Annotated in this window: 15 protein-coding genes, 4 tRNA genes, 1 pseudogene and 1 riboswitch; of the genes and pseudogenes, 17 read left to right on the forward strand and 3 right to left on the reverse strand. The window is 40.6% G+C overall.

All coding sequences use genetic code 11. The features are described 5' to 3' along the window. The first annotated feature begins 38 nt into the window (after nt 1-38). The 15 genes from VZF35_RS15205 (at nt 39) to VZF35_RS15275 (ending at nt 13,796) form a co-directional block, all read left to right on the forward strand. Nucleotides 39-114 (forward strand) — tRNA-Lys (locus VZF35_RS15205). 169 nt (nt 115-283) lie between these two features. Continuing rightward, a riboswitch (cyclic di-GMP riboswitch) is annotated at nt 284-368 on the forward strand. Between the two features lie 86 nt (nt 369-454). Then, complete coding sequence (locus VZF35_RS15210; RefSeq protein WP_407306117.1) at nt 455-2,224, forward strand: methyl-accepting chemotaxis protein; 1,770 nt, start codon at nt 455-457, stop codon at nt 2,222-2,224. 219 nt (nt 2,225-2,443) lie between these two features. Continuing rightward, nucleotides 2,444-2,519 (forward strand) — tRNA-Glu (locus VZF35_RS15215). 6 nt (nt 2,520-2,525) lie between these two features. Then, a tRNA-Phe gene (locus VZF35_RS15220) sits at nt 2,526-2,601 on the forward strand. Nucleotides 2,602-2,698: 97 nt separating this feature from the next. Further along, nucleotides 2,699-2,773: transfer RNA gene (locus VZF35_RS15225), tRNA-Gly, on the forward strand. Between the two features lie 152 nt (nt 2,774-2,925). Continuing rightward, the gene (locus VZF35_RS15230) at nt 2,926-3,114 is read left to right on the forward strand and encodes a hypothetical protein (protein WP_407306119.1); all 189 of its coding nucleotides are present in this window, start codon (nt 2,926-2,928) and stop codon (nt 3,112-3,114) included. Nucleotides 3,115-3,211: 97 nt separating this feature from the next. Next, nucleotides 3,212-3,415: a hypothetical protein gene (locus VZF35_RS15235; protein ID WP_407306121.1), complete on the forward strand. Its 204-nt coding sequence runs from the start codon at nt 3,212-3,214 to the stop codon at nt 3,413-3,415. 1,065 nt (nt 3,416-4,480) lie between these two features. Continuing rightward, on the forward strand, nt 4,481-5,950 hold the full coding sequence (locus VZF35_RS15240; protein ID WP_407306123.1) for an N-6 DNA methylase: 1,470 nt from the start codon (nt 4,481-4,483) through the stop codon (nt 5,948-5,950). Then, nucleotides 5,943-6,425: a restriction endonuclease subunit S gene (locus VZF35_RS15245; protein WP_407306125.1), complete on the forward strand. Its 483-nt coding sequence runs from the start codon at nt 5,943-5,945 to the stop codon at nt 6,423-6,425. The genes VZF35_RS15240 and VZF35_RS15245 overlap by 8 nt, the downstream gene beginning before the upstream one ends. Before the next feature lie 23 nt (nt 6,426-6,448). Further along, a complete protein-coding gene (locus VZF35_RS15250; RefSeq protein ID WP_407306128.1) occupies nt 6,449-7,126 on the forward strand; it encodes a restriction endonuclease subunit S in 678 nt (225 codons plus the stop codon). A 17-nt stretch (nt 7,127-7,143) separates the two neighbouring features. Next, the gene (locus VZF35_RS15255; protein ID WP_407306130.1) at nt 7,144-10,491 is read left to right on the forward strand and encodes a DEAD/DEAH box helicase family protein; all 3,348 of its coding nucleotides are present in this window, start codon (nt 7,144-7,146) and stop codon (nt 10,489-10,491) included. A gap of 948 nt (nt 10,492-11,439) precedes the next feature. Continuing rightward, a complete protein-coding gene (locus tag VZF35_RS15260; RefSeq protein WP_407306132.1) occupies nt 11,440-12,300 on the forward strand; it encodes a hypothetical protein in 861 nt (286 codons plus the stop codon). Next, nucleotides 12,293-12,841 (forward strand): hypothetical protein, encoded by a 549-nt coding sequence (locus tag VZF35_RS15265; RefSeq protein WP_407306134.1) that lies wholly within the window; start codon nt 12,293-12,295, stop codon nt 12,839-12,841. The genes VZF35_RS15260 and VZF35_RS15265 overlap by 8 nt, the downstream gene beginning before the upstream one ends. A 107-nt stretch (nt 12,842-12,948) precedes the next feature. Further along, nucleotides 12,949-13,335, forward strand: a complete 387-nt coding sequence (locus VZF35_RS15270; RefSeq protein WP_407306136.1) for a DUF6979 family protein — start codon at nt 12,949-12,951, stop codon at nt 13,333-13,335. Nucleotides 13,336-13,433: 98 nt separating this feature from the next. Continuing rightward, nucleotides 13,434-13,796 carry a HEPN domain-containing protein gene (locus VZF35_RS15275; protein WP_407306138.1) on the forward strand — a complete coding sequence of 121 codons (363 nt, stop codon included), beginning with the start codon at nt 13,434-13,436 and terminating at the stop codon, nt 13,794-13,796. An 11-nt stretch (nt 13,797-13,807) separates the two neighbouring features. On the opposite strand, the gene VZF35_RS15280 is transcribed toward VZF35_RS15275, so the two are convergent. From VZF35_RS15280 to VZF35_RS15290, 3 genes and pseudogenes are all read right to left on the reverse strand, one after another. Next, nucleotides 13,808-14,038 carry a hypothetical protein gene (locus VZF35_RS15280; protein ID WP_407306140.1) on the reverse strand — a complete coding sequence of 77 codons (231 nt, stop codon included), beginning with the start codon at nt 14,036-14,038 and terminating at the stop codon, nt 13,808-13,810. A 14-nt stretch (nt 14,039-14,052) separates the two neighbouring features. Further along, nucleotides 14,053-14,922: a YqaJ viral recombinase family protein gene (locus VZF35_RS15285; RefSeq protein ID WP_407306142.1), complete on the reverse strand. Its 870-nt coding sequence runs from the start codon at nt 14,920-14,922 to the stop codon at nt 14,053-14,055. A 439-nt stretch (nt 14,923-15,361) separates the two neighbouring features. Further along, nucleotides 15,362-15,628: pseudogene (locus VZF35_RS15290) on the reverse strand (tyrosine-type recombinase/integrase); the annotation flags it as partial. Between the two features lie 174 nt (nt 15,629-15,802). Here VZF35_RS15290 and VZF35_RS15295 point away from each other — a divergent pair. Next, complete coding sequence (locus VZF35_RS15295; protein WP_407306144.1) at nt 15,803-16,642, forward strand: DUF3800 domain-containing protein; 840 nt, start codon at nt 15,803-15,805, stop codon at nt 16,640-16,642. 930 nt (nt 16,643-17,572) lie between these two features. Continuing rightward, on the forward strand, nt 17,573-18,313 hold the full coding sequence (locus tag VZF35_RS15300) for a phosphatase (RefSeq protein ID WP_407306146.1): 741 nt from the start codon (nt 17,573-17,575) through the stop codon (nt 18,311-18,313). Nucleotides 18,314-18,788 lie beyond the last annotated feature (475 nt).

The raw sequence follows: 18,788 nt of genomic DNA on the forward strand, positions 1-18,788 counted from the left end.
GCTTTCCTGTAATATTTAAACCCGAAGGCAGACATTTGGAGCCATTAGCTCAGTCGGTAGAGCACCTGACTTTTAATCAGGGTGTCCCGCGTTCGAGTCGCGGATGGCTCACCATTCTTCAAAAGAATTACAGTTTTAGTGTTGCGATAAAGGCGTAATTGGACAGCAAATGTTTGTTTGTATGTTTAGTTACGCCTTTTTTAATAAATGATTACATAAGATGATTCGCTTCATGGTTTGCAGATACTCAAAAAATCCTCTTTCAGAAAAATGAATAAAAAAGTTTTGAAAAAGGCAAACCCAGCGAAAGCTGGGGACGCAAAACTACGGATCTTCCATGAAAGGATGATGATGGCCGAGTTACCAACCAAGGTTTCTTCGCCATGCCTGTCTGGAATGGCGATTTTGTTTTTGTAATCAAATCTATACTAATATTTAAGGAGGTTGTAAGATTTTGACGAAAATCAAGTATCGGATTCTTCTCCTATTAGTGATTACGACGTTTGTTATGGGACTCATTCTTGGGGGGTATAATATTTATACTGTTATTACGTCGGAACAAGCCAACATTGCCGAATATCGGACGACTTTATATGAACAGTTTGACCGGAATGTTAAGCTGGAAGTCCAAACGGCCTATAGTTTAGTACAAGATACATACAACAGGCAGCAAAAGGGAGAGCTTACTCCTGAAGAAGCTAAAACGAAGGCCGCAGATCTCGTCAGGAACTTGCGTTACGACCAGGAAAACTACTTTTGGATTGACACAACGGATGGAATAAATGTAGTACTTCTCGGAAGAACAGAATCTGAAGGCAAATCCCGCTTTAACTCTAAGGATAGCAATGGCAAATTATTTGTTCAAGAATTTATCTCCAATGGTAAGAAGTCGGGTGGAGGGTATACAGATTATACCTTTGCCAAGCCAAATGAGAAGGAACCCCTGCCTAAAAGAAGTTACACCTTGCTGTTTCAACCCTATAATTGGGTGATTGGCACAGGCAATTGGGTCGATGATATGGATAAGCTAGTGCTGGCTAAACAACAAGAAATTCGGCAAAAAGGACAACGTAGTGTTACCTATACTATTCTGTCTCTGATCCTAGCCTTTGGAATTTCTTTAGTGTTAGGAACCTTGTTAAGTAATAATATTTCGAAGCAGATTATAGCAGTGGCGGAAAATGCCGAAGAAATTGCCAATGGTAATCTGAATATTAAGAAGTTCGATAATACCTCTAAAGACGAATTAGGCCAGCTGGGCAGGGCATTCAGAACGATGGCCGAAAACTTGATCCAACTGGTGCAGCATGTGTCTGCGTCCGCATCTCATGTTGCCTCATCCTCTCAAGAGCTCAGTGCTGGAGCGGAACAATCCGCCCAAGCGTCCAACCAAGTGGCTGTGGCTATCATGGAGGTTTCCAAAGGAGCGGATAAACAGCTAAATGCCATGAACGAAACCTCTGCCATTGTAGAACAAATGTCGGCTGGAATTCAGCAAATGGTGGAAAATGCCAAGATTGTTGTTCATTCGTCTGAAAAAACGGCCAATTCAGCTGCTGAAGGGAGTTCGGCTATCGAAAAAACAATTCAACAGATGATGACGATTGACCAAACCGTGACTGGATCCGCAGAAGTAGTCAAGAATTTAGGAGAGCGTTCCAAAGAGATCGGACAGATTGTCGATACTATATCCGGAATTGCTGCCCAAACAAACCTTCTTGCCCTAAATGCCGCAATTGAGGCTGCTCGTGCGGGGGATCAAGGAAGAGGATTTGCAGTGGTTGCTGATGAAGTTCGTAAGCTGGCCGAACAATCCCAAGAAGCTTCCCAACAGATAGCAGCCTTAATTCATGAGATCCAAAAGGATACGCAGGACGCTGTCTTATCGATCAACGAAGGAACCCATCAGGTTAAACTAGGCACTGAAGTCGCCGAAACAGCCGGAAGGGCCTTTAGCGAGATTTCAGCTTTAATTTACGATGTTTCCTCACAGGTTGAAGAAATTTCTCAAGAGATCGAACAAATGGCGAAGGGCAATGAACGAATAGTTGCCTCAGTGAACGAGGTCTTTGAGACAAGTCGGGATATCACAGATCAAACCCAGACAGTGTCTGCGGCGACAGAAGAACAATCAGCCTCCGTTCAAGAGATCGCTTCATCGAGCAAAGTCTTAGCTACAATGGCCGATGAATTGCAAGCAGCCTTGAGCAAGTTCAATATTTAAATTTCCTAACGGATATACATTGGTTTTAAGCATGAACTTATGAGCCTACAACCAATAGATGGACCTCACAAGCGAGTGAGCTCGATTTAAATAATAGGGTAAGTCATAAAAAATAACTTCTCGTAAGAGTACTTGACACCAATCAAGCTTTCCTGTAAAATTCATATCTGTGAGCGAGGTTTGGTCAATACAAGACTTTGGCTCCACGCAAGGAAAGAAGGCCCGTTGGTCAAGCGGTCTAAGACATCGCCCTTTCACGGCGGTTACACGGGTTCGAATCCCGTACGGGTCACCACTATTTGCCTCGGTAGCTCAGTCGGTAGAGCAGAGGACTGAAAATCCTCGTGTCGGCGGTTCGATTCCGTCCTGAGGCACCACTTTATTTTGTTAGGTCTTGACGAATGACCGAAGCTCGTTTATAGTCAATTTAGAAGATAAAAATTCTTTGTTTATTTCGAGTAGAATGTTCTAAATGCGGACGTGGCTCAGCGGTAGAGCATTGGCTTCCCAAGCCGAGGATCGCGAGTTCGAATCTCGTCGTCCGCTCCATATGAGATATCAAGGGGTTCAGGGTTTCCTAAAAGGAATTCTGAACCCCTTTTTTGGTTAAGCCGAGGCCCCTACGTGAGCATTGGACAGGTAAATTTTGACTAGGCCGAGGATCAAGTCTTTCCTTCCAAATTTTTATTGGAGGGATTTAAATGGCTAGGTTATTAAAGATTAAAATGGAACCGCAGTATACTAATTGGAAAGAATGTATTAAAGATTTTCTAACTTTTAAAATGACTCAAGGAGTATCATCACGAACAATTAAAGACTACGAATGGCATCTCGGGCATTTCTTCAAAAAGTACTCTGGGTGGGGAGACAATGTGAAGTTGAAGAACTAACTCAAGAGTCCGATATTCCGATCTGTATGGAGTATTTAAAAATTGGTGCAATCAGTTCGGGGAATACGTGATAGCGAGTAATCTCTTCTCGCAAAAGTTGACTGAGTTAGGTTTAAAGCCACGTCGAAGTGGTTCAGGTGGAACTTCGGAAGTGCACGGCATTAGGTTGCTTGATATACCTGACGAGGCCTCTGAGGTAAACCAAGCTAATGCCGATGCTGCAGCTAGAAATTACGGGTCAATGATACTGTCGCCCGGACCTGGAAACTCGGAGGAGGATGTCTCTATTGACGACTTATAATAACCGGTCTAAATAATGTGTTTTTGTGGCAAGATTTGAGCCGTAAAGTTTTCTCTTGCCACTTTTTTTTAATCGCTTAATCTAATTATAGCGGGAATTGGACAATAGTGCATTTTTTTGTGTTATCAGTAATTAGGATCCTCTTAGTACAACCGTTTCGATCAAAACTTAGATTTAGAAATTTAATCTGATCCCTAAGCAAATCATCATCATCGGGTAATTCTCATTTTCCACAACGATCATTGTCATAGAATGGAGCCCATTATAGAGAAAAACCGATCTAAAGATAGCCGAAGGACCAAACTTAGCCCTTAGTTATCATAGTCATGTCATCCTAATGAAAAACCGCCATGACGGCGGTTTTTGAATTTGTAATGTCTATATTATTGAAGGAATCAAAGTAACAATAGCAGCACTTTTCTTAGCAATTAAATGAAGATGATGTTTTAAATTGCAGCCCCAATGAGTACGCAGATAGCTAAATATGCGCTGGTGCCCATGAAAATCAGGGTTAGATACTGGCTTACGGAAGTAACAGAAAGTTTCAATTGGCTCACTATATCAACTTCTTTCTCCTTGGAGCCCAGTTACGCGTTTTACGTGGCTTCAGATCAATACAACCGCCATTCCAATCGCCAAACCAGTCTGGGCACCTAGGGATGTCTAACCTTAAACCTGTTTTAGAACTATATGTGAAGCCTTCTCTACAGTAGGTGGTCAAGAAGTGTTTGCGTTTACCAGGCTCTCCGTGCCATGATTAAAAGAATAGTTCTTTTTTATTCATTGTAACCACCCTCGATAAGGTATTTCTTATCTATAATTATACCAAGGATTTGAAAATCTCGACATCTTTGGCAATAGAAGAGGGAATAGTTGCTTTGTGTCGAAGATAAGCAGTGGACATTGGGATCCGTCGTGGAAAATATATTTGGTACCACAATTGTCTTGATGAGATGGTATAATCAAGTCTGAGTAGTGGATTAAAGTATAAAACTAATAAATACTGCTCCTAATTGAGGGACAGCCAATGTGTAACAAAATATAAGAGGTAGGGGCAAAGGTTAGATGCTAACAGGAGAAATTCGCAACAAGGTTGATAAAATATGGACGGATATCTGGGCTGGGGGTATTTCCAACCCCATAACCGTTATAGAACAGCTTACCTATTTAATGTTTATCCGTTCCTTGGATGTAAAGGAACAGGAGAATAAGAGCTTAGAGGCATTAACCAACGAAGTAATGCCCAAGATCTTTCCGCCGGATCAAAATGGGCAAGCCATGCGGTGGAGCAAGTTTAAGAACAAAGACTCCCGCGAGATTTATGATATAGTCGGTACAAAAGTATTCCCCTTTATCAAAGCGATGAACGGGGAAAACACTACCGCTTTTTCACGCTATATGCAGGACGCTATGTTTTTAGTTCCTACCCCTCAGGTTTTGCAAAAGATTATCACGGGTTTAGATGAACTTTATGAACACGATATTAAAGATCTAGATATGCAAGGTGACCTTTACGAGTATATGCTTGGTAAGCTGGCCACGGCAGGGCAAAATGGTCAGTTTAGAACACCCAAGCATATTCGCGATATGATGGTGCGGTTGCTTGCCCCAACCCCAGACAATAAAATTTGTGACCCTGCCTGTGGCACTGCTGGCTTCCTTGTTTCAACTGCAGAATATATCCGAGAAAATTATGAAGCCGAAATGACAACTGAGCAATGGGATCACTTTTCGGGCGAGATGTTCACAGGTCTGGACACTGATCGAACTATGCTGAGACTATCTGCCATGAACCTGATGCTTCACTCTATTACCCAGCCTCATATCAACTATGTGGACAGCGTATCCAAGCAGAACAGTATTGTCTCCGCTTATGATATTATCCTCGCTAATCCACCCTTTACTGGTACTGTGGATGCCGAGAGTATTAACGATAACTTAAAGGCAGTCTGTAATACCAAGAAGACAGAGCTTTTATTTGTAGCCCTCTTTTTGAGGATGCTTCGCAAGGGCGGGCGTTGCTCTTGTATTGTCCCCGATGGCGTTTTATTTGGATCAACCAACGCACACAAAGCCCTCCGTAAAGAGTTGGTAGAAAACCATCAACTACAGGCGGTTATTTCCATGCCCAGCGGTGTATTTAAACCGTATGCAGGAGTTAGCACTGCCGTCCTTGTGTTTACGAAAACTGGCGCAGGCGGCACCGATAAAGTTTGGTTTTACGATATGAAAGCCGATGGTTTTTCTCTGGACGATAAACGTTCTGCAATTGAGGCCAATGATATTCCAGATATACTTGCTCGTTTTCATAACCTTGAGGGGGAAGCTGATCGTAAGCCCACCGAACTGAGCTTCTTCGTTGATAAGTCTGCTATTGAAGCCAATGACTATGATTTATCGATTAACCGGTATAAAGAGGTTGTTTATGAAAAGGTCGAGTACGATTCTCCTGTGGAGATTATGGAGCGCCTTGATAAGCTGAGCAATGATATTGCCTCTAAAATGGAAGAGTTGAGGGGGCTTATAGGTGGGTAAGTGGGAAATGATTTCTTTGAATGATGTTTGTTCACTTATTACTGATGGGACACATCAAACCCCACAATATTCTGAGACAGGGTATATGTTTTTATCATCTAAAAATGTAACAACAGGGAAAATTGATTGGGATGATATAAAGTATATACCAGAGGAACTTCATAAACAGCTTTACAGTAGAATGGCACCACAATTCGGTGATGTTTTATTGGCTAAAAACGGTACGACAGGAGTCGCAGCAGTCGTTGATAAAGACTGTGTATTCGATATTTATGTTAGTTTGGCTTTGTTACGACCAAGAGAAGTGATTTTATCTGAGTATTTGCTATACGCTATAAATAACCCAATAACAAAACGTAAATTCAATAGAGAACTTAAAGGGATAGGTGTTCCTAATCTTCATTTGAAAAATATCAGAGAAACGTCCATCCCCCTCCCCCCCTCGAAATCCAAAAGCAAATTGCCAAAACCTTAGACACCGCCGCAGAGCTACTCGCAATGCGCAAGCAGCAGCTTGCAGAGCTGGACAACCTTATCAAATCCACCTTTTACGATATGTTCGGCGACCCTGTGACCAATGAGAAGGGGTGGATGGTTGAGAGGTTGATTGATATTACGACAAAGATTGGTTCTGGTGCTACACCAAGAGGTGGGAAAGAAAGTTATAAAGACGAAGGTATATGCTTGATCAGAAGCATGAATGTTCATAATGGAGAGTTTAAGTATGAGCAATTAGCCCATCTGGATGGTGAGCAAGCTAAACAGTTAAATAATGTTATAGTTAATGAGAGAGATGTATTGATAAATATAACAGGAGCTTCCGTTGCTCGTTCATGTATTGTTCCTAGTGATGTGCTTCCAGCAAGGGTTAATCAGCACGTTTCGATTGTAAGGCTAAAGGAGGAGAAGGCAACTTCGGAATATATAAACAATATGTTTACGAGTAGCAGTTTTCAAATTCAACTTTTATCTATCGGTGGGGCTGGAGGAGCAACCCGAGAAGCCATTACTAAACAACAGCTTCAAGAATTGATCATTCCACTACCGCCTCTTCCTCTACAAACCCAATTCGCCGATATCGTCACCAAAATCGAAGAGCAAAAAGCCCTCGTGAAAAAGGCAATCGACGAAACCCAGTACTTGTTTGACAGCTTAATGAGCGATTATTTCGAATGATAGTGAGGTGAATTAAAATGCCTGCAAACTTTGAATTCTTACAGGGACAAACAGAATACACATTATTTGCGAAGGCCTGCATCGAAGCAGAGCGTGTAATTTCCACCTCTCCCGCAATGGCCTCAGTAGGTAGCCGCAAGGCCTTTGAACTCGCAGTAAAATGGGTGTATTCAGCTGATAATACAATAACTATGCCCTATAAGGACAATTTACAGGCATTAATTCATGAACCTTCATTCAAATTTGCGATGGATATCCAAACATGGAGCAAGCTGCCCTATATCATTAAGCTGGGTAATCTAGCCGTACATACAGACAAGACGATCAGCAGAAGTGATACGATTCTGTCCCTTTCTGCATTGTTCGAATTTGTGCAGTGGATTGATTATTGCTATGGTGCGAACTACATAGAGCGACATTTTGAGGAAGGAAATATCCCCTCTGAAAAGGTGATCCTCGACGAAGCCAAGATCAAGGAAAAGGATAGCCTAATTGAGCAAAAGGATGCTGAGATTGAGGTTTTGCGTGCCAAGATTGAGGCTATGAGCGACCGACTTACCGCTGATAAAGAGCAGCATAAGGATGAGCGCCATTTTAATCCACAAGATATCTCGGAGTTTTTTACCCGCAAGAAATATATTGATGTGGACCTAAAGCTTCTTGGTTGGGTATTTGACGATGACGTCATAGAAGAGGTGCCTCTTTACGGGATGCCTAACCCTGCGGGAGAAGGTAGAGCCGACTATGTGCTCTATGGTAGAGATGGGTTGCCATTGGCTATTATAGAAGCGAAGCGCACTGCTAAAGATCCAAAGATCGGCACTCAGCAGGCTAAACTGTACGCTGATTGTTTAGAGAAAATGACTGGCAGGCGGCCGATGATGTTTACCACCAACGGCTTTGAAACCTATCTCTGGGATGATGTTACTTCTCCACAACGTAAGGTTAGCGGGATATTCTCTAAATCCGATCTTGAGAAGTTGATGAACCGCCGCCGCGAACGTAAAGTATTAAATGAAATCCCCATTGATGATAAAATTACCGATCGTTACTACCAAAAGGAAGCAATCAGGGCAGTATGTGAAAACATCGAAGCTGGGCATAGAAGGTCTTTGCTGGTTATGGCGACAGGCACTGGTAAGACGAGAACGGCTTCAAGCTTAACCGATGTCTTATCCAGAGGTGGATATATCACCAATACCCTATTTTTAGCTGATAGAACAGCCTTGGTCAAACAAGCTAAGGATGACTTCAAGAACTATCTTCCGGATATGTCCCTTTGCAATCTGTTAAGTAACAAGGATGAAAAATCTGCTCGCATAGTTTTCTCAACTTACCCAACTATGCTAAATGCTATCGATTCCGTAAAGAGTGAGGATGGCATGCGGCTGTTTACCCCAGCCCATTTTGATCTGATTGTGATTGATGAGGCCCATCGCAGCATATTTAAGAAATACCGTGCAATCTTTGAGTATTTTGATGGCTTATTGGTCGGTTTAACTGCTACCCCAAAGATTGAGGTTGACCATAACACCTACGATTTTTTCGAGATGGAAAAGGGTGTACCAACCTTTGCCTATGCCTATGAAACTGCAGTGGAAGAAGACCATGTTTTAGTGCCTTACTATAACATTGAAGTGAAAACTTTATTTCTGGACAAAGGTATTACCTACGATAAGCTTTCTGAGGAAGATAAGGCCCGCTATGAAGAAGATTTCACCGATGAAGACGGCGAAATACCAGATTCTATTCCCGCTCCTGTGATTAATAAAATTATCTTTAACCAAGCCACTGTCGATATGGTATTAGAAGATCTTATGACCAAAGGCATTAAGGTAGCTGGCGGAGACAGACTAGGTAAGACCATAATCTTCGCCCAAAACAAAAAACACGCTCAATATATCATTGAACGGTTTGATAAGCTGTATCCACACTATAATGGCGGTTTTGCCAAGCGTGTGGTTTGTGACGATAGTTATGCCCAGAGTATAATTGATGATTTTAAGATTTCCGATAAAGATCCAATTATTGCTGTATCGGTGGATATGCTGGACACGGGTATTGATGTACCCGAGATTGTGAACTTAGTACTATTTAAACGTATTCGATCAAAAATCAAATTTTGGCAGATGCTTGGCCGTGGCACAAGGCTTTGCGAGAATCTGTTCGGGGAAGGGCAGGATAAATCCCGTTTTATCGTCTTTGACTATCTTGGGAACTTTGACTTCTTCCGCGTAAACAAAAATGGTATTGTAGGCGATGAAGCACAGAGCCTTTCAGAAGCGATATTTGCGAAGCGAGTTAGGATGGTTCATCACCTCCAACACTCCGCCTTTATTGACGAGCCTTATCAAGCCCTAAGAACTGGGCTGATTGATACGATATTACAGCAGATTAATGCTTTGAATACCGAGCTAGTTTCGGTGAGATTGCAGCTACAATACGTTGAACAGTATAAGAACGCGCATGCTTTTGTATGCCTTTCAGATGGAGAAAAACATAACCTGATTAAGTACCTTTCCCCGATTGTATATATGGATGATACAGACGAGGAAGCCAAACGCTTTGATAACCTAATGTATGGTATGATGATTGCCCAGATTGAGGGAATGCCACAGTTTAAAAAAGGTAAAAAACAACTAATTAGGCTGTGCCAGGCTCTATCCGAGCGTGCTACGATTCCTCAGATTAAAGAAAAGCTGGTGCTAATCAGTACCATCAATACTGACGAATTTTGGGAAAACTCCGGAATATTAGACTTCGAATTTGTGCGCATGGAGCTACGTAGCCTAATTAAGTTTATTGTGGAAAAGGGAGTTAAGAATCCGATTTACACAAACCTTGCTGATCTGGTTCTCGAATTGAAGGAAGGGGTAGGACTAGCTCCTGCTTATGACTTTAAAGATTATAAACTCAAGGTCAACCGCTATATTGAGAAAAACCGAGACCATCTGGCAATCCATAAGCTGCGAAATAATATGCCACTTAATGCAAAGGACTACGAGAGCTTGGAGCAAATTTTTACAGGGGAACTTGGTACGGCCGATGATTACAAGAGAGAATTTAAGGATACCCCATTCGGCTTGCTCGTGCGTAAAATTGCCAAGTTAGAATACGAAGCGGCGTGTATGGCGTTCTCTGAATTCATTAATGACCAGTCACTAAGCCAGGCGCAAATTGCCTTTGTCAAAAAGGTGATCGATTATATCGTACAGAACGGTTATATTGAGAATGTGTCAGAACTAATGAGACCTCCTTTTGATAAACCTCAGAGTCTAATTAAGCTCTTTGAGGGTAATCAGCAGAAGCAGATTGTTGATGTAGTTACTCAGATTAAAGAGAATGCAGTTAAGATAGTGGGCTAAGGGACTCATCGTGTTAGTTAGAATGATTCTGTCCAAAAAGAATTTGCGAAAAGCCTTGTAAAAAAAGGAGTTTGCTTCGTTGTATTAGAACGACAATCTAAATTAAAATTTTACCCCAGTCGATTTGTCGGTTATAAAAACAACGACTATCAAAAGCATATTAATAATTATGAAAAGGACGGAAGGGAAACTAATCCTGCTATTACTAAAGTTGTAAATTTAAAACTACATAGCTCAGAAGATTTGGAGATTGAGTATTCTCGTTATTGTATGGAGCTTGGGTTTGCTTCAAATAAATCAGGCGCTTTTGGAGTGAAACGCAAGTATTGGAGAATATAGCTAAATCAATATATACAAATTAATCGGGCATTTACTTGTATAAGGTTGAGACACTTAAGGGTGATATTTATGGAGAAACCTTAGCAAACATGAGGTAAACATAAGGTACATAACTTTCCCAGCAGACGAAAAAGTCAAAACTCGACTAGACGCTTAATGTATCCCTTGAAGCATCGGAATTCGATGTACTTGTAAATTGTGAATAAACTAAAAGAGGCAACAGCCTGGTAGTGGGATGGAGGTTATGCCATTTGTGAGACGTTTCACGCTAAAGATGTAAGGGAATGAACTTTAGCCAAAGTATGACATCAAGAAATGATAACATGGCAAAGGAGTTACGTTATCAATAGGAAAGTATGTACAAAAGAGCTATTCGGATAAATAATCTGGATTTTATCAAATATTAGAAATAGAATACCGGAGTGTTCTTATCTGGTATTCTATTTCTAATATTTGTAATTAAAGCAGGGATATTTAGGGAAACTGTTGAATTCTAGGTGGTAGGAATTGAAGGGCAATTATAAACATTTAAGCATGCAAAAGCTATCATTTAATATTTGACGGTTTAGGTGTGGCTATGGCATGGTATGGAGTTTGGGGGGGGGTTACATGAAGTTCCGGGTTCACCATCTTTATGCAGCTAAGTTAAGTATTACTGAGCATCTGTTTACGAAGCCATTGGCACAGTTAAAACCACTTTTTAAAGATGGAATTGTCACAAGTAAAAATTATTTAACAGAATACGAATCGATCTGGGCACTTATGGATGTTCAAAGGCTCTACATAAAGGAAAGAGAGCTTATCATTGGCGTACTTTGCAGAGGTAGAGATCAAAACGCAACAATCTTAGATGTGGCAAGTACCATTGCGCATCTTAAAGAAGACAGTGTTAAAAATGTTGCAACTACTTGTAATTTTGTGTTTGATTACGAAACAGAAATTGTAGTTTTTGAGGAAAAGGTTGGTAAAGTTTCAAAGTTACAGTTTGCCGAAATGTTTGTAAAACTTATATTAGCACATTCGCCCGATTTGGGGGAAATTGACAGTGAATTAATACCATTAGCTAATATTATTAAAGAAGAGATTAGGAAATTCAAATCTATACATTATGCTAGGTTCGAACTTAGACCAGCTAATTGGAATGATGATGATGATTTCAGTGACTTTGATAGTAAACTTAAGTTACTTAAAACAAATAAAGCTATTCAAGCTTATGAGTCTCAAGGTGGGTTAAACACAGAATCAGAACTCTTCAGAAAACCTGTAAATATGGTAGTGGCTGGGTATGGAAAGTTGGACCTTAAAGGCATTGACAAAGAAGGTATTGGTAAACAACTTAATTCAGAAAATGAATTACTTTGTCAAACGATTGACGCTCCTGATGAAGAGCTAGTTAAGGCAGTAGGATATTATTATGAGTTCCTGCTAAAAGCGATCAAACAACATAAAGGAGCCTCTAAGGATGACTAATGAAGATTTAAGGTTTATGAAGATGCTTAAGACCTTCGGATTGAATAAACTCATTATGTGCCCAGAGTTTGTTCTTTCGCTAATGATACCATTGGGATTATTCTACCTCATTTTTTATATTGGGCAATCCCAGCTAAACTCGCTGATTCTAGAACTTTCTAAGGTTATTGTAGCGATCGATGCTGCGATTATAGTTTTAGTTATCACAGGTTTAGCTATATTATTATCAGTCTTGAATAGTAGCTTTTTAAGTTTCATAAATTCTAGTAATCTTTATGTAAAGTTTTTTTTCCCGTTTTACTTATCAAGCATGCTATGGGGTATACATATTCTATTTTCTATCATCCTCATTTTTTTTACCTATAGCTCACTCGTTAGTCTATTTCCTGAATTATTCTGTCTTGTGCTCTTTATCTACGTATCATGCTTTTTGTATGCATTACTTAACTCCTTGTCACTAGTAGGCACAATTATTCGTTTGGGCCAAAAGAAGACTGAATTTGATGAAGTCTTAGGAAAGGTTGATTCTTTGCCGAATTAATTTATTCCTAATATGCTATTTATAAAGTGTAATTGAACTTTGGGAATCTTCTTTGAATTTCTTAGAAGATTTGGAAATCAGTTAGTTAAACTGATCAGGGGGTCATTATGAATAAGTACGGACAAGCAGCAATATTGGCAGTTGAGTTAATTCAATCAAAGCTCGTAGACACGCCGGAAGCTGCGTGGGAAAAAGCGACAATAGAAATTTTCGGTGCTGGTACATCAGGTCAAGGCAAAGGGTGCCCAAGAAGTACTTTCTTAGCATTATGTGAGACGGGTAGTGTAAAAGGCATTGCACCAGGCGTTTATACAAACTCAAAGAAAAACAAAGGATACGCTTTTAGAGCTTTGGAATTGCTTGAAGATGAACTGTCGCTTTTAAATGATTCTAGGGTCCTCTGGAAAAAAGTTCTGAATGGGAATGAGAAAAAGCATAATTCGCAAATGGATGTAGTTTTGGCGTTATGGAACGAAGGTTTCATTGTGAATTAGGGCACTTTAATCAATCTTGATCCATGAGCCTACAGATCATGTCAGGCTCATGTCACGGGCGTTGGTCGATATCGAGTTACATAGAAAGAAGGGAAAATATGTCTCTCGCAATGAAGGCCTTCTGGAGCAATAGGGCAGATATTTTTCGTTTATTGCAAATTCATTCAGATGTTGGTGGTATTAAACAGGGGAGAAGATTCGGGTTAGAAGTACTAAACAAAAGCGCAGTGGTGTTAATTACGGCTTGTTGGGAGGCTTTTGTCGAGGACCTTGCAATAGAGGCATTTGATCATATGCTCGGACATTGTCAACAATATTCACAGTTTCCAGATGGGGTACGAAGAATTGCAGGCAAGACACTACGAAGTTCTCTAGATGAACGGAAAATATGGGAATTAGCGGGTGATGGATGGAAGCAGGCCTCCTTGTTTTTAATGAGAATAGTAAAGGGTGCTCGTTAAGTGAGCACCCTTTAACCAATAGGACTATGCATTTCTAATAGCAACATGACCAAGTGCTGTTTAGCTTCATTAAAGGTAAGAGCGAATTCTGGGACCACTTGCACTAGATAACTTAGAGGAGTTGAATTGGGCTGTTCCACGGTTTCAGGAACTAAGACCAAATCATTAGACTCCTCATCTGATTCGTCTAATGAATCAGATTTACTTAATTGAGAGGCCAACTTGGACTTTAATGTTGACATAGATGCACCTCCTTTCACTTAATGCTGAACCGTCTACTTGAACTGGTGGAGAGATACTTAGCATGAATTTCAGGCTGTTCATCTCTGAGTAGCTTAGTGTTCAACCGTTCTGAGCTAATGGTCTTCCAGGTAACAGTTCTATCCCCAACGAACCCGGATTCATTTTCTCCGAGTAAAGCCTTGAGTTTGTTCGCGGCTTCGTTCTTACGTTCCTCGGCAGCTTCCTCTTCTTGGGAAGCTTGCTCATATTGAGTGATTAATGGCAGAGCGTCTCCATGAAGGTCTATATTGACTTTATTTCCGTGAGGATATAGTCTACTCAGTAATTCAGAGGAAGCATCGGATCCATCGAAAGGTGGCGTAGTCTTGGTTTCAATATGGTGCCAGAAACGCTTTTCCAACTCGATGAGTACGGCAATATAGGCTCCTGCAAAGTTTGTTACGGCTAAATAGTGCTGGACTTGAAGTTGGTATTCCTCGGGAATGTGATCTAACCAATCTGCTGAGTTAAAGGCATTCGTGGTTTTGGCTTCGAAGACGCATTTTCCTCGAAAAGGATCGGTGACGATACCATCGAGATTGGCTAACATGAAGGGATACTTGGGATGCTGTAAGATTTGGTGCTGGTGTTTAATTTGGAGATTGGTACGCTGTGTGAATTCCACTCGGATTAAGGGCTCAAGGAGCGTTCCCCAGTAGGCGGCTTCGGAGGTTACTTCTTGTGGCTCTAACTGTCCTGTTTTATCCATCCAAAGTTCTACCGGGGATTTGTACCGGCTTAGTCCACAGGCTACGGCAGCACCGCTTCCGCCGATTCCTTTTCTTCGCCAGGCCAGCCATTCTTCTTTAGCCATGTTTTTAGTTGAAACTAAGACGTTTGCCATGGTTATCATTCCTCTCTCTTAATTCCATTGGTAAATAGAAATCCTCCGGTCTGGTTGAACCGGAGGATTAGCGGATCATTATAGTGTTAAGCCTTTTGACCACCTCACAAGCGCCTTTCTTATAAACGGTTAGGCATACTAGTTCGTCTTCGTCATCATACACTGCCCAATATTTTGAACCATACTTTTCGATTCTCATGTAATTTCTCCTTTCTGGTTTTGGATAATGGTCACTGAGCCACTGCATCAGCATTCCATATTAACTCTCATATTTAAAATTAATGTACGACGAATATGGGAAGGTGCTTCAGTAGTTCAGTAACATATGATTCGGATAAAAGTTTAACCACTGGTTTTAGTGGCGAAGGGGTACGATCTCTCCCTTAATAAGCTTATACCCCAGATTTTGGTGATTGTCCTAACGCTAGAACCTACAGAGCTAAAGGTTCAAATTCAAATAAACATCATCCAATTCATCCTGGGTAATACCAATGTAAGCTAGGGTAACGCTGGGAGAGGAATGATTGAGCAATTTCTGAATCCGAGTAATATCCACGCCTGCCTGGAACGCATGGTAACCAAAGGTTTTACGGAGAGAGTGAGTACCGATTTTCTCCTTAATGCCGATGGACCTGGCTGCATCATTTAAGATTCGGTATGCTTGTTGGCGGGTAATTGGCTTGGAGTCTTTCCGACTGGCAAATAAGGCATGGCCAGGGGCTTTATCGATGTGGTCTAAGAATAGGGTTGTGTTACATTCAACGAGGGTAAGGTATAATTACGGCTGTATCTCAAAAGAAAGAATATTTGCAAGACACTTGTCAAAATTTGCTTAAGAGTATTATACTTATGATGTGAAGTTTGAGGGTGGGGACGAGAGTTGCCAAAATATACTATGTTTATAGATGAAACAGGTACTTCGACTGAACGTGATAAGCCATTTTCGGTAACGGGAATTATTTTTGACAATCGATTTTTAATCAATCAATTAGGTCCTTCTATTGAGGCATTTAAGAGTTCATGCTTTGGTAGAAAAGACATTCCTCTTCATCTAACGAAAATCGCTAATGTTAAAGAACCATATAGGGTCGCAGATGGGGTTACACCCGAACACTTAAAGAAGTTTTGGGATGATTTGCCACAATTCCTGGCAAGCTTAGATTTTCAGATTATCTCAGTAACAGTTGATAAACCTAAGCTAGAGAATTATTTCGCAACACATAAAGATGCTTATGAAGTCGCGTTTGCTCACATTATGAAATCCTTTTATTCTTTCCTAAGTTCGCCGGACGTAGTAACAGCTAAAATTGTTTTAGAGGCAAGGGATGATTATAATAACTTCTTAATTCAAAAGGCTTTCTTTGATATTTTCAATCATGGAACAGTACATTTAAATTTTGAGAATTATAAGGATAAGCTAAAGGGCTTTATTTTTTCTGATAAAGTTAACCCTCAATACAAGTATGGGCTTGAAATTGCAGACATACTGTGTAATCCTCTAAATCGTGTAAGACTTGGACTAATAGAAGCAAAACCTAAGCATATTAATTACGGACAAGATAATAAAATTTTTAAGGCAATCAAAGATAAAATTTATGTTAAGGATCAGAATCATGATTTCAGGAATTGGGGATTTAAAAAGGTCCCGATAACAAAGAAAGTGCGTCTCTGGGTAGATAATCCTAAACCGCAAGGAATAATTCCTCAGGTTATTGAGTAGATTACTATTAGGAGCTCCAAGGGGTAGCGGGGGGCTTGGTTTCCAGGCCGCCCAGCTTACTCCTTATAAGAAAGTATTGACATTTGTATCAAAATGGTCTATTATACAGACAAATCAATTAAGATAATTTTGGGGGATTGGTTTCCAGACCGCCATTTAGTTACATATTAGAGGAATTGGTTTCCGATTCGTCTAAGCGTAAAAGAGTTTCAATTAACTATTGGTTGGAACTCTTTTGCATTCAAGTTATAAACAAGTATGGTGGACCAAAATAGTTAACGAAGATAATTTCGCTCCAGCTGCCTAAGTGCCGCTAGCATCCTGCCTTCTGGACCTACGATGAAGGGTCAGGGTGTCAATTTAGTAGGACGTTCCCTAATGTAATGTCTGGCTTTGTTAGAGGAAATTTTATAAGTTTTCACTTCGAATATTGAGTTTAGAACGTGAAATGTTATAATGTTTTTAAGAGAAGGATAGGCCGAGTGTCTTGACGGCCATTGAATAGTCAAAAACCCTGATTTACCAAGGGTTCGTGGTTTCACGACCTCGCATTGGCTTCCCAAGCCGAGGATCGCGAGTTCGAATCTCGTCGTCCGCTCCATATGAAATAGTAGGCACCGCAAGGGTTTGCGGTGCCTTTTGATTTTGCTGCTATAACTTAATCAGCTCCGTTTGACGACAACCAGAGTTTTTATAAGAAAAGGGAATTAATTGACCGATTTAAGAATGATATTACCTAACCGAGCAACCGCTCTAAGCCTTTAAATGCACTTAGGAGTTGCCAGCTGTTACAAATAAACAAAATAAATTTAATCAAAATTTTACCTTGTTATAATGGGTAATTTACAGATAACAACTATACTATTATTGAGGTTCAAAAATTTATATCTTTCTTTAATAAAAATCTGAATCAACAAAGGGGCGATTCAAATGGAGTTACTGGTTGATTTGCATACCCATACAATATCAAGCGGTCATGCTTATAGCACGATTACGGAAAATGCGCTGGCCGCTTCACGTAAAGGTCTTAAATTACTGGGAATGACTGATCATGGTCCAAGTATGCCGGGCGCTCCTCATCTTTACCACTTGGGAAACTTATCGATTATTCCTGAAGAAATATTTGGGGTAAAAATTTTACCGGGAGTTGAAGCTAATATTATCAACTATGAGGGAGAATTGGATGTTCCTTTTAGTTATCTGGCTCAGATGAAAGTTGTACTCGTTGGACTTCATGTATATTGCTATCCTGGAGGGACATCGGAGCAAAATACTCAAGCTTATATCAAGGCCATGGAAAATCCATATACCGATATGATGGTTCATCCAGGACGACCGGATTTCCGGCTGGATCTTGAGCGGATTGCCTACAAATCGGCACAGTTAAATATCCCTGTTGAGGTAAATAACAGTTCACTGTCGACGATAGAAGGGAAAGATGGTGCGAGGGCGAATTGTCATTACTTTGCTAATTACATGGCGAAGTACAAAAGCCCGGTTATTTTGGGTAGTGATGCTCATTTTTGGGATCGAGTCGGGGAGTTCAGTGATGCCCTTGATCTGATCCATGAGGCGGGTATTTCAGAACAACAGATTCTAAATACCTCACCTGAGCGGGTACTAGACTATTTGGCGATTCGACGAAAACAGCGCCTAAGCAGGGCCTGCTGAACTGGTACTGATCTCGTTTAATATGGGGCATGAAGATATATCATTTTGACTGCAAGAAATACTGAAACCATGAGAGAAATGACATGAAAATATAGGTGAATATATCCAGTTACTAAATGAAAGAAGCTCGTGAAGAAAAGGATAGAAGGTTAACAAAAAGCCTGTAAACTATAGGTATTGATTCCTAAGCTGAGGATCGTGTGTAGATTTTTGTCGTCCGATCCATATGAAATATCATGGACCCCACGTTTTTTACTTAAAAAAACGGAGGTCCTTTTTCGTATAAGGCGAGGTTTCGGTGTTTTCAATCCACCCCCCTATTTAAAGCGAAAGCAGGACAGAGAGCCGTCCTGCTTAACACAAAATATTACTTAGGTTTGGGCGGGTTCACTGGAGACGGAGCTGGACTACTTTTTCTTGGAGAACTTGATGGGTTAACCTTGTCTAGTAAAAACATGATGTTCTCTCCTTTGAA

It is taken from the genome of Desulfosporosinus paludis (assembly GCF_045689965.1).
In the GTDB taxonomy this organism is placed as follows: domain Bacteria; phylum Bacillota; class Desulfitobacteriia; order Desulfitobacteriales; family Desulfitobacteriaceae; genus Desulfosporosinus; species Desulfosporosinus paludis.

Coding starts and splice junctions, on each gene's coding strand:
- VZF35_RS15285 (WP_407306142.1), bottom strand. CDS start 14,922: ATGGCAAACGTCTTAGTTTCAACTAAAAACATGGCTAAAGAAGAATGG.
- VZF35_RS15240 (WP_407306123.1), top strand. CDS start 4,481: ATGCTAACAGGAGAAATTCGCAACAAGGTTGATAAAATATGGACGGAT.
- VZF35_RS15250 (WP_407306128.1), top strand. CDS start 6,449: ATGCGCAAGCAGCAGCTTGCAGAGCTGGACAACCTTATCAAATCCACC.
- VZF35_RS15260 (WP_407306132.1), top strand. CDS start 11,440: ATGAAGTTCCGGGTTCACCATCTTTATGCAGCTAAGTTAAGTATTACT.
- VZF35_RS15265 (WP_407306134.1), top strand. CDS start 12,293: ATGACTAATGAAGATTTAAGGTTTATGAAGATGCTTAAGACCTTCGGA.
- VZF35_RS15275 (WP_407306138.1), top strand. CDS start 13,434: ATGTCTCTCGCAATGAAGGCCTTCTGGAGCAATAGGGCAGATATTTTT.
- VZF35_RS15255 (WP_407306130.1), top strand. CDS start 7,144: ATGCCTGCAAACTTTGAATTCTTACAGGGACAAACAGAATACACATTA.
- VZF35_RS15300 (WP_407306146.1), top strand. CDS start 17,573: ATGGAGTTACTGGTTGATTTGCATACCCATACAATATCAAGCGGTCAT.
- VZF35_RS15230 (WP_407306119.1), top strand. CDS start 2,926: ATGGCTAGGTTATTAAAGATTAAAATGGAACCGCAGTATACTAATTGG.
- VZF35_RS15270 (WP_407306136.1), top strand. CDS start 12,949: ATGAATAAGTACGGACAAGCAGCAATATTGGCAGTTGAGTTAATTCAA.
- VZF35_RS15280 (WP_407306140.1), bottom strand. CDS start 14,038: ATGTCAACATTAAAGTCCAAGTTGGCCTCTCAATTAAGTAAATCTGAT.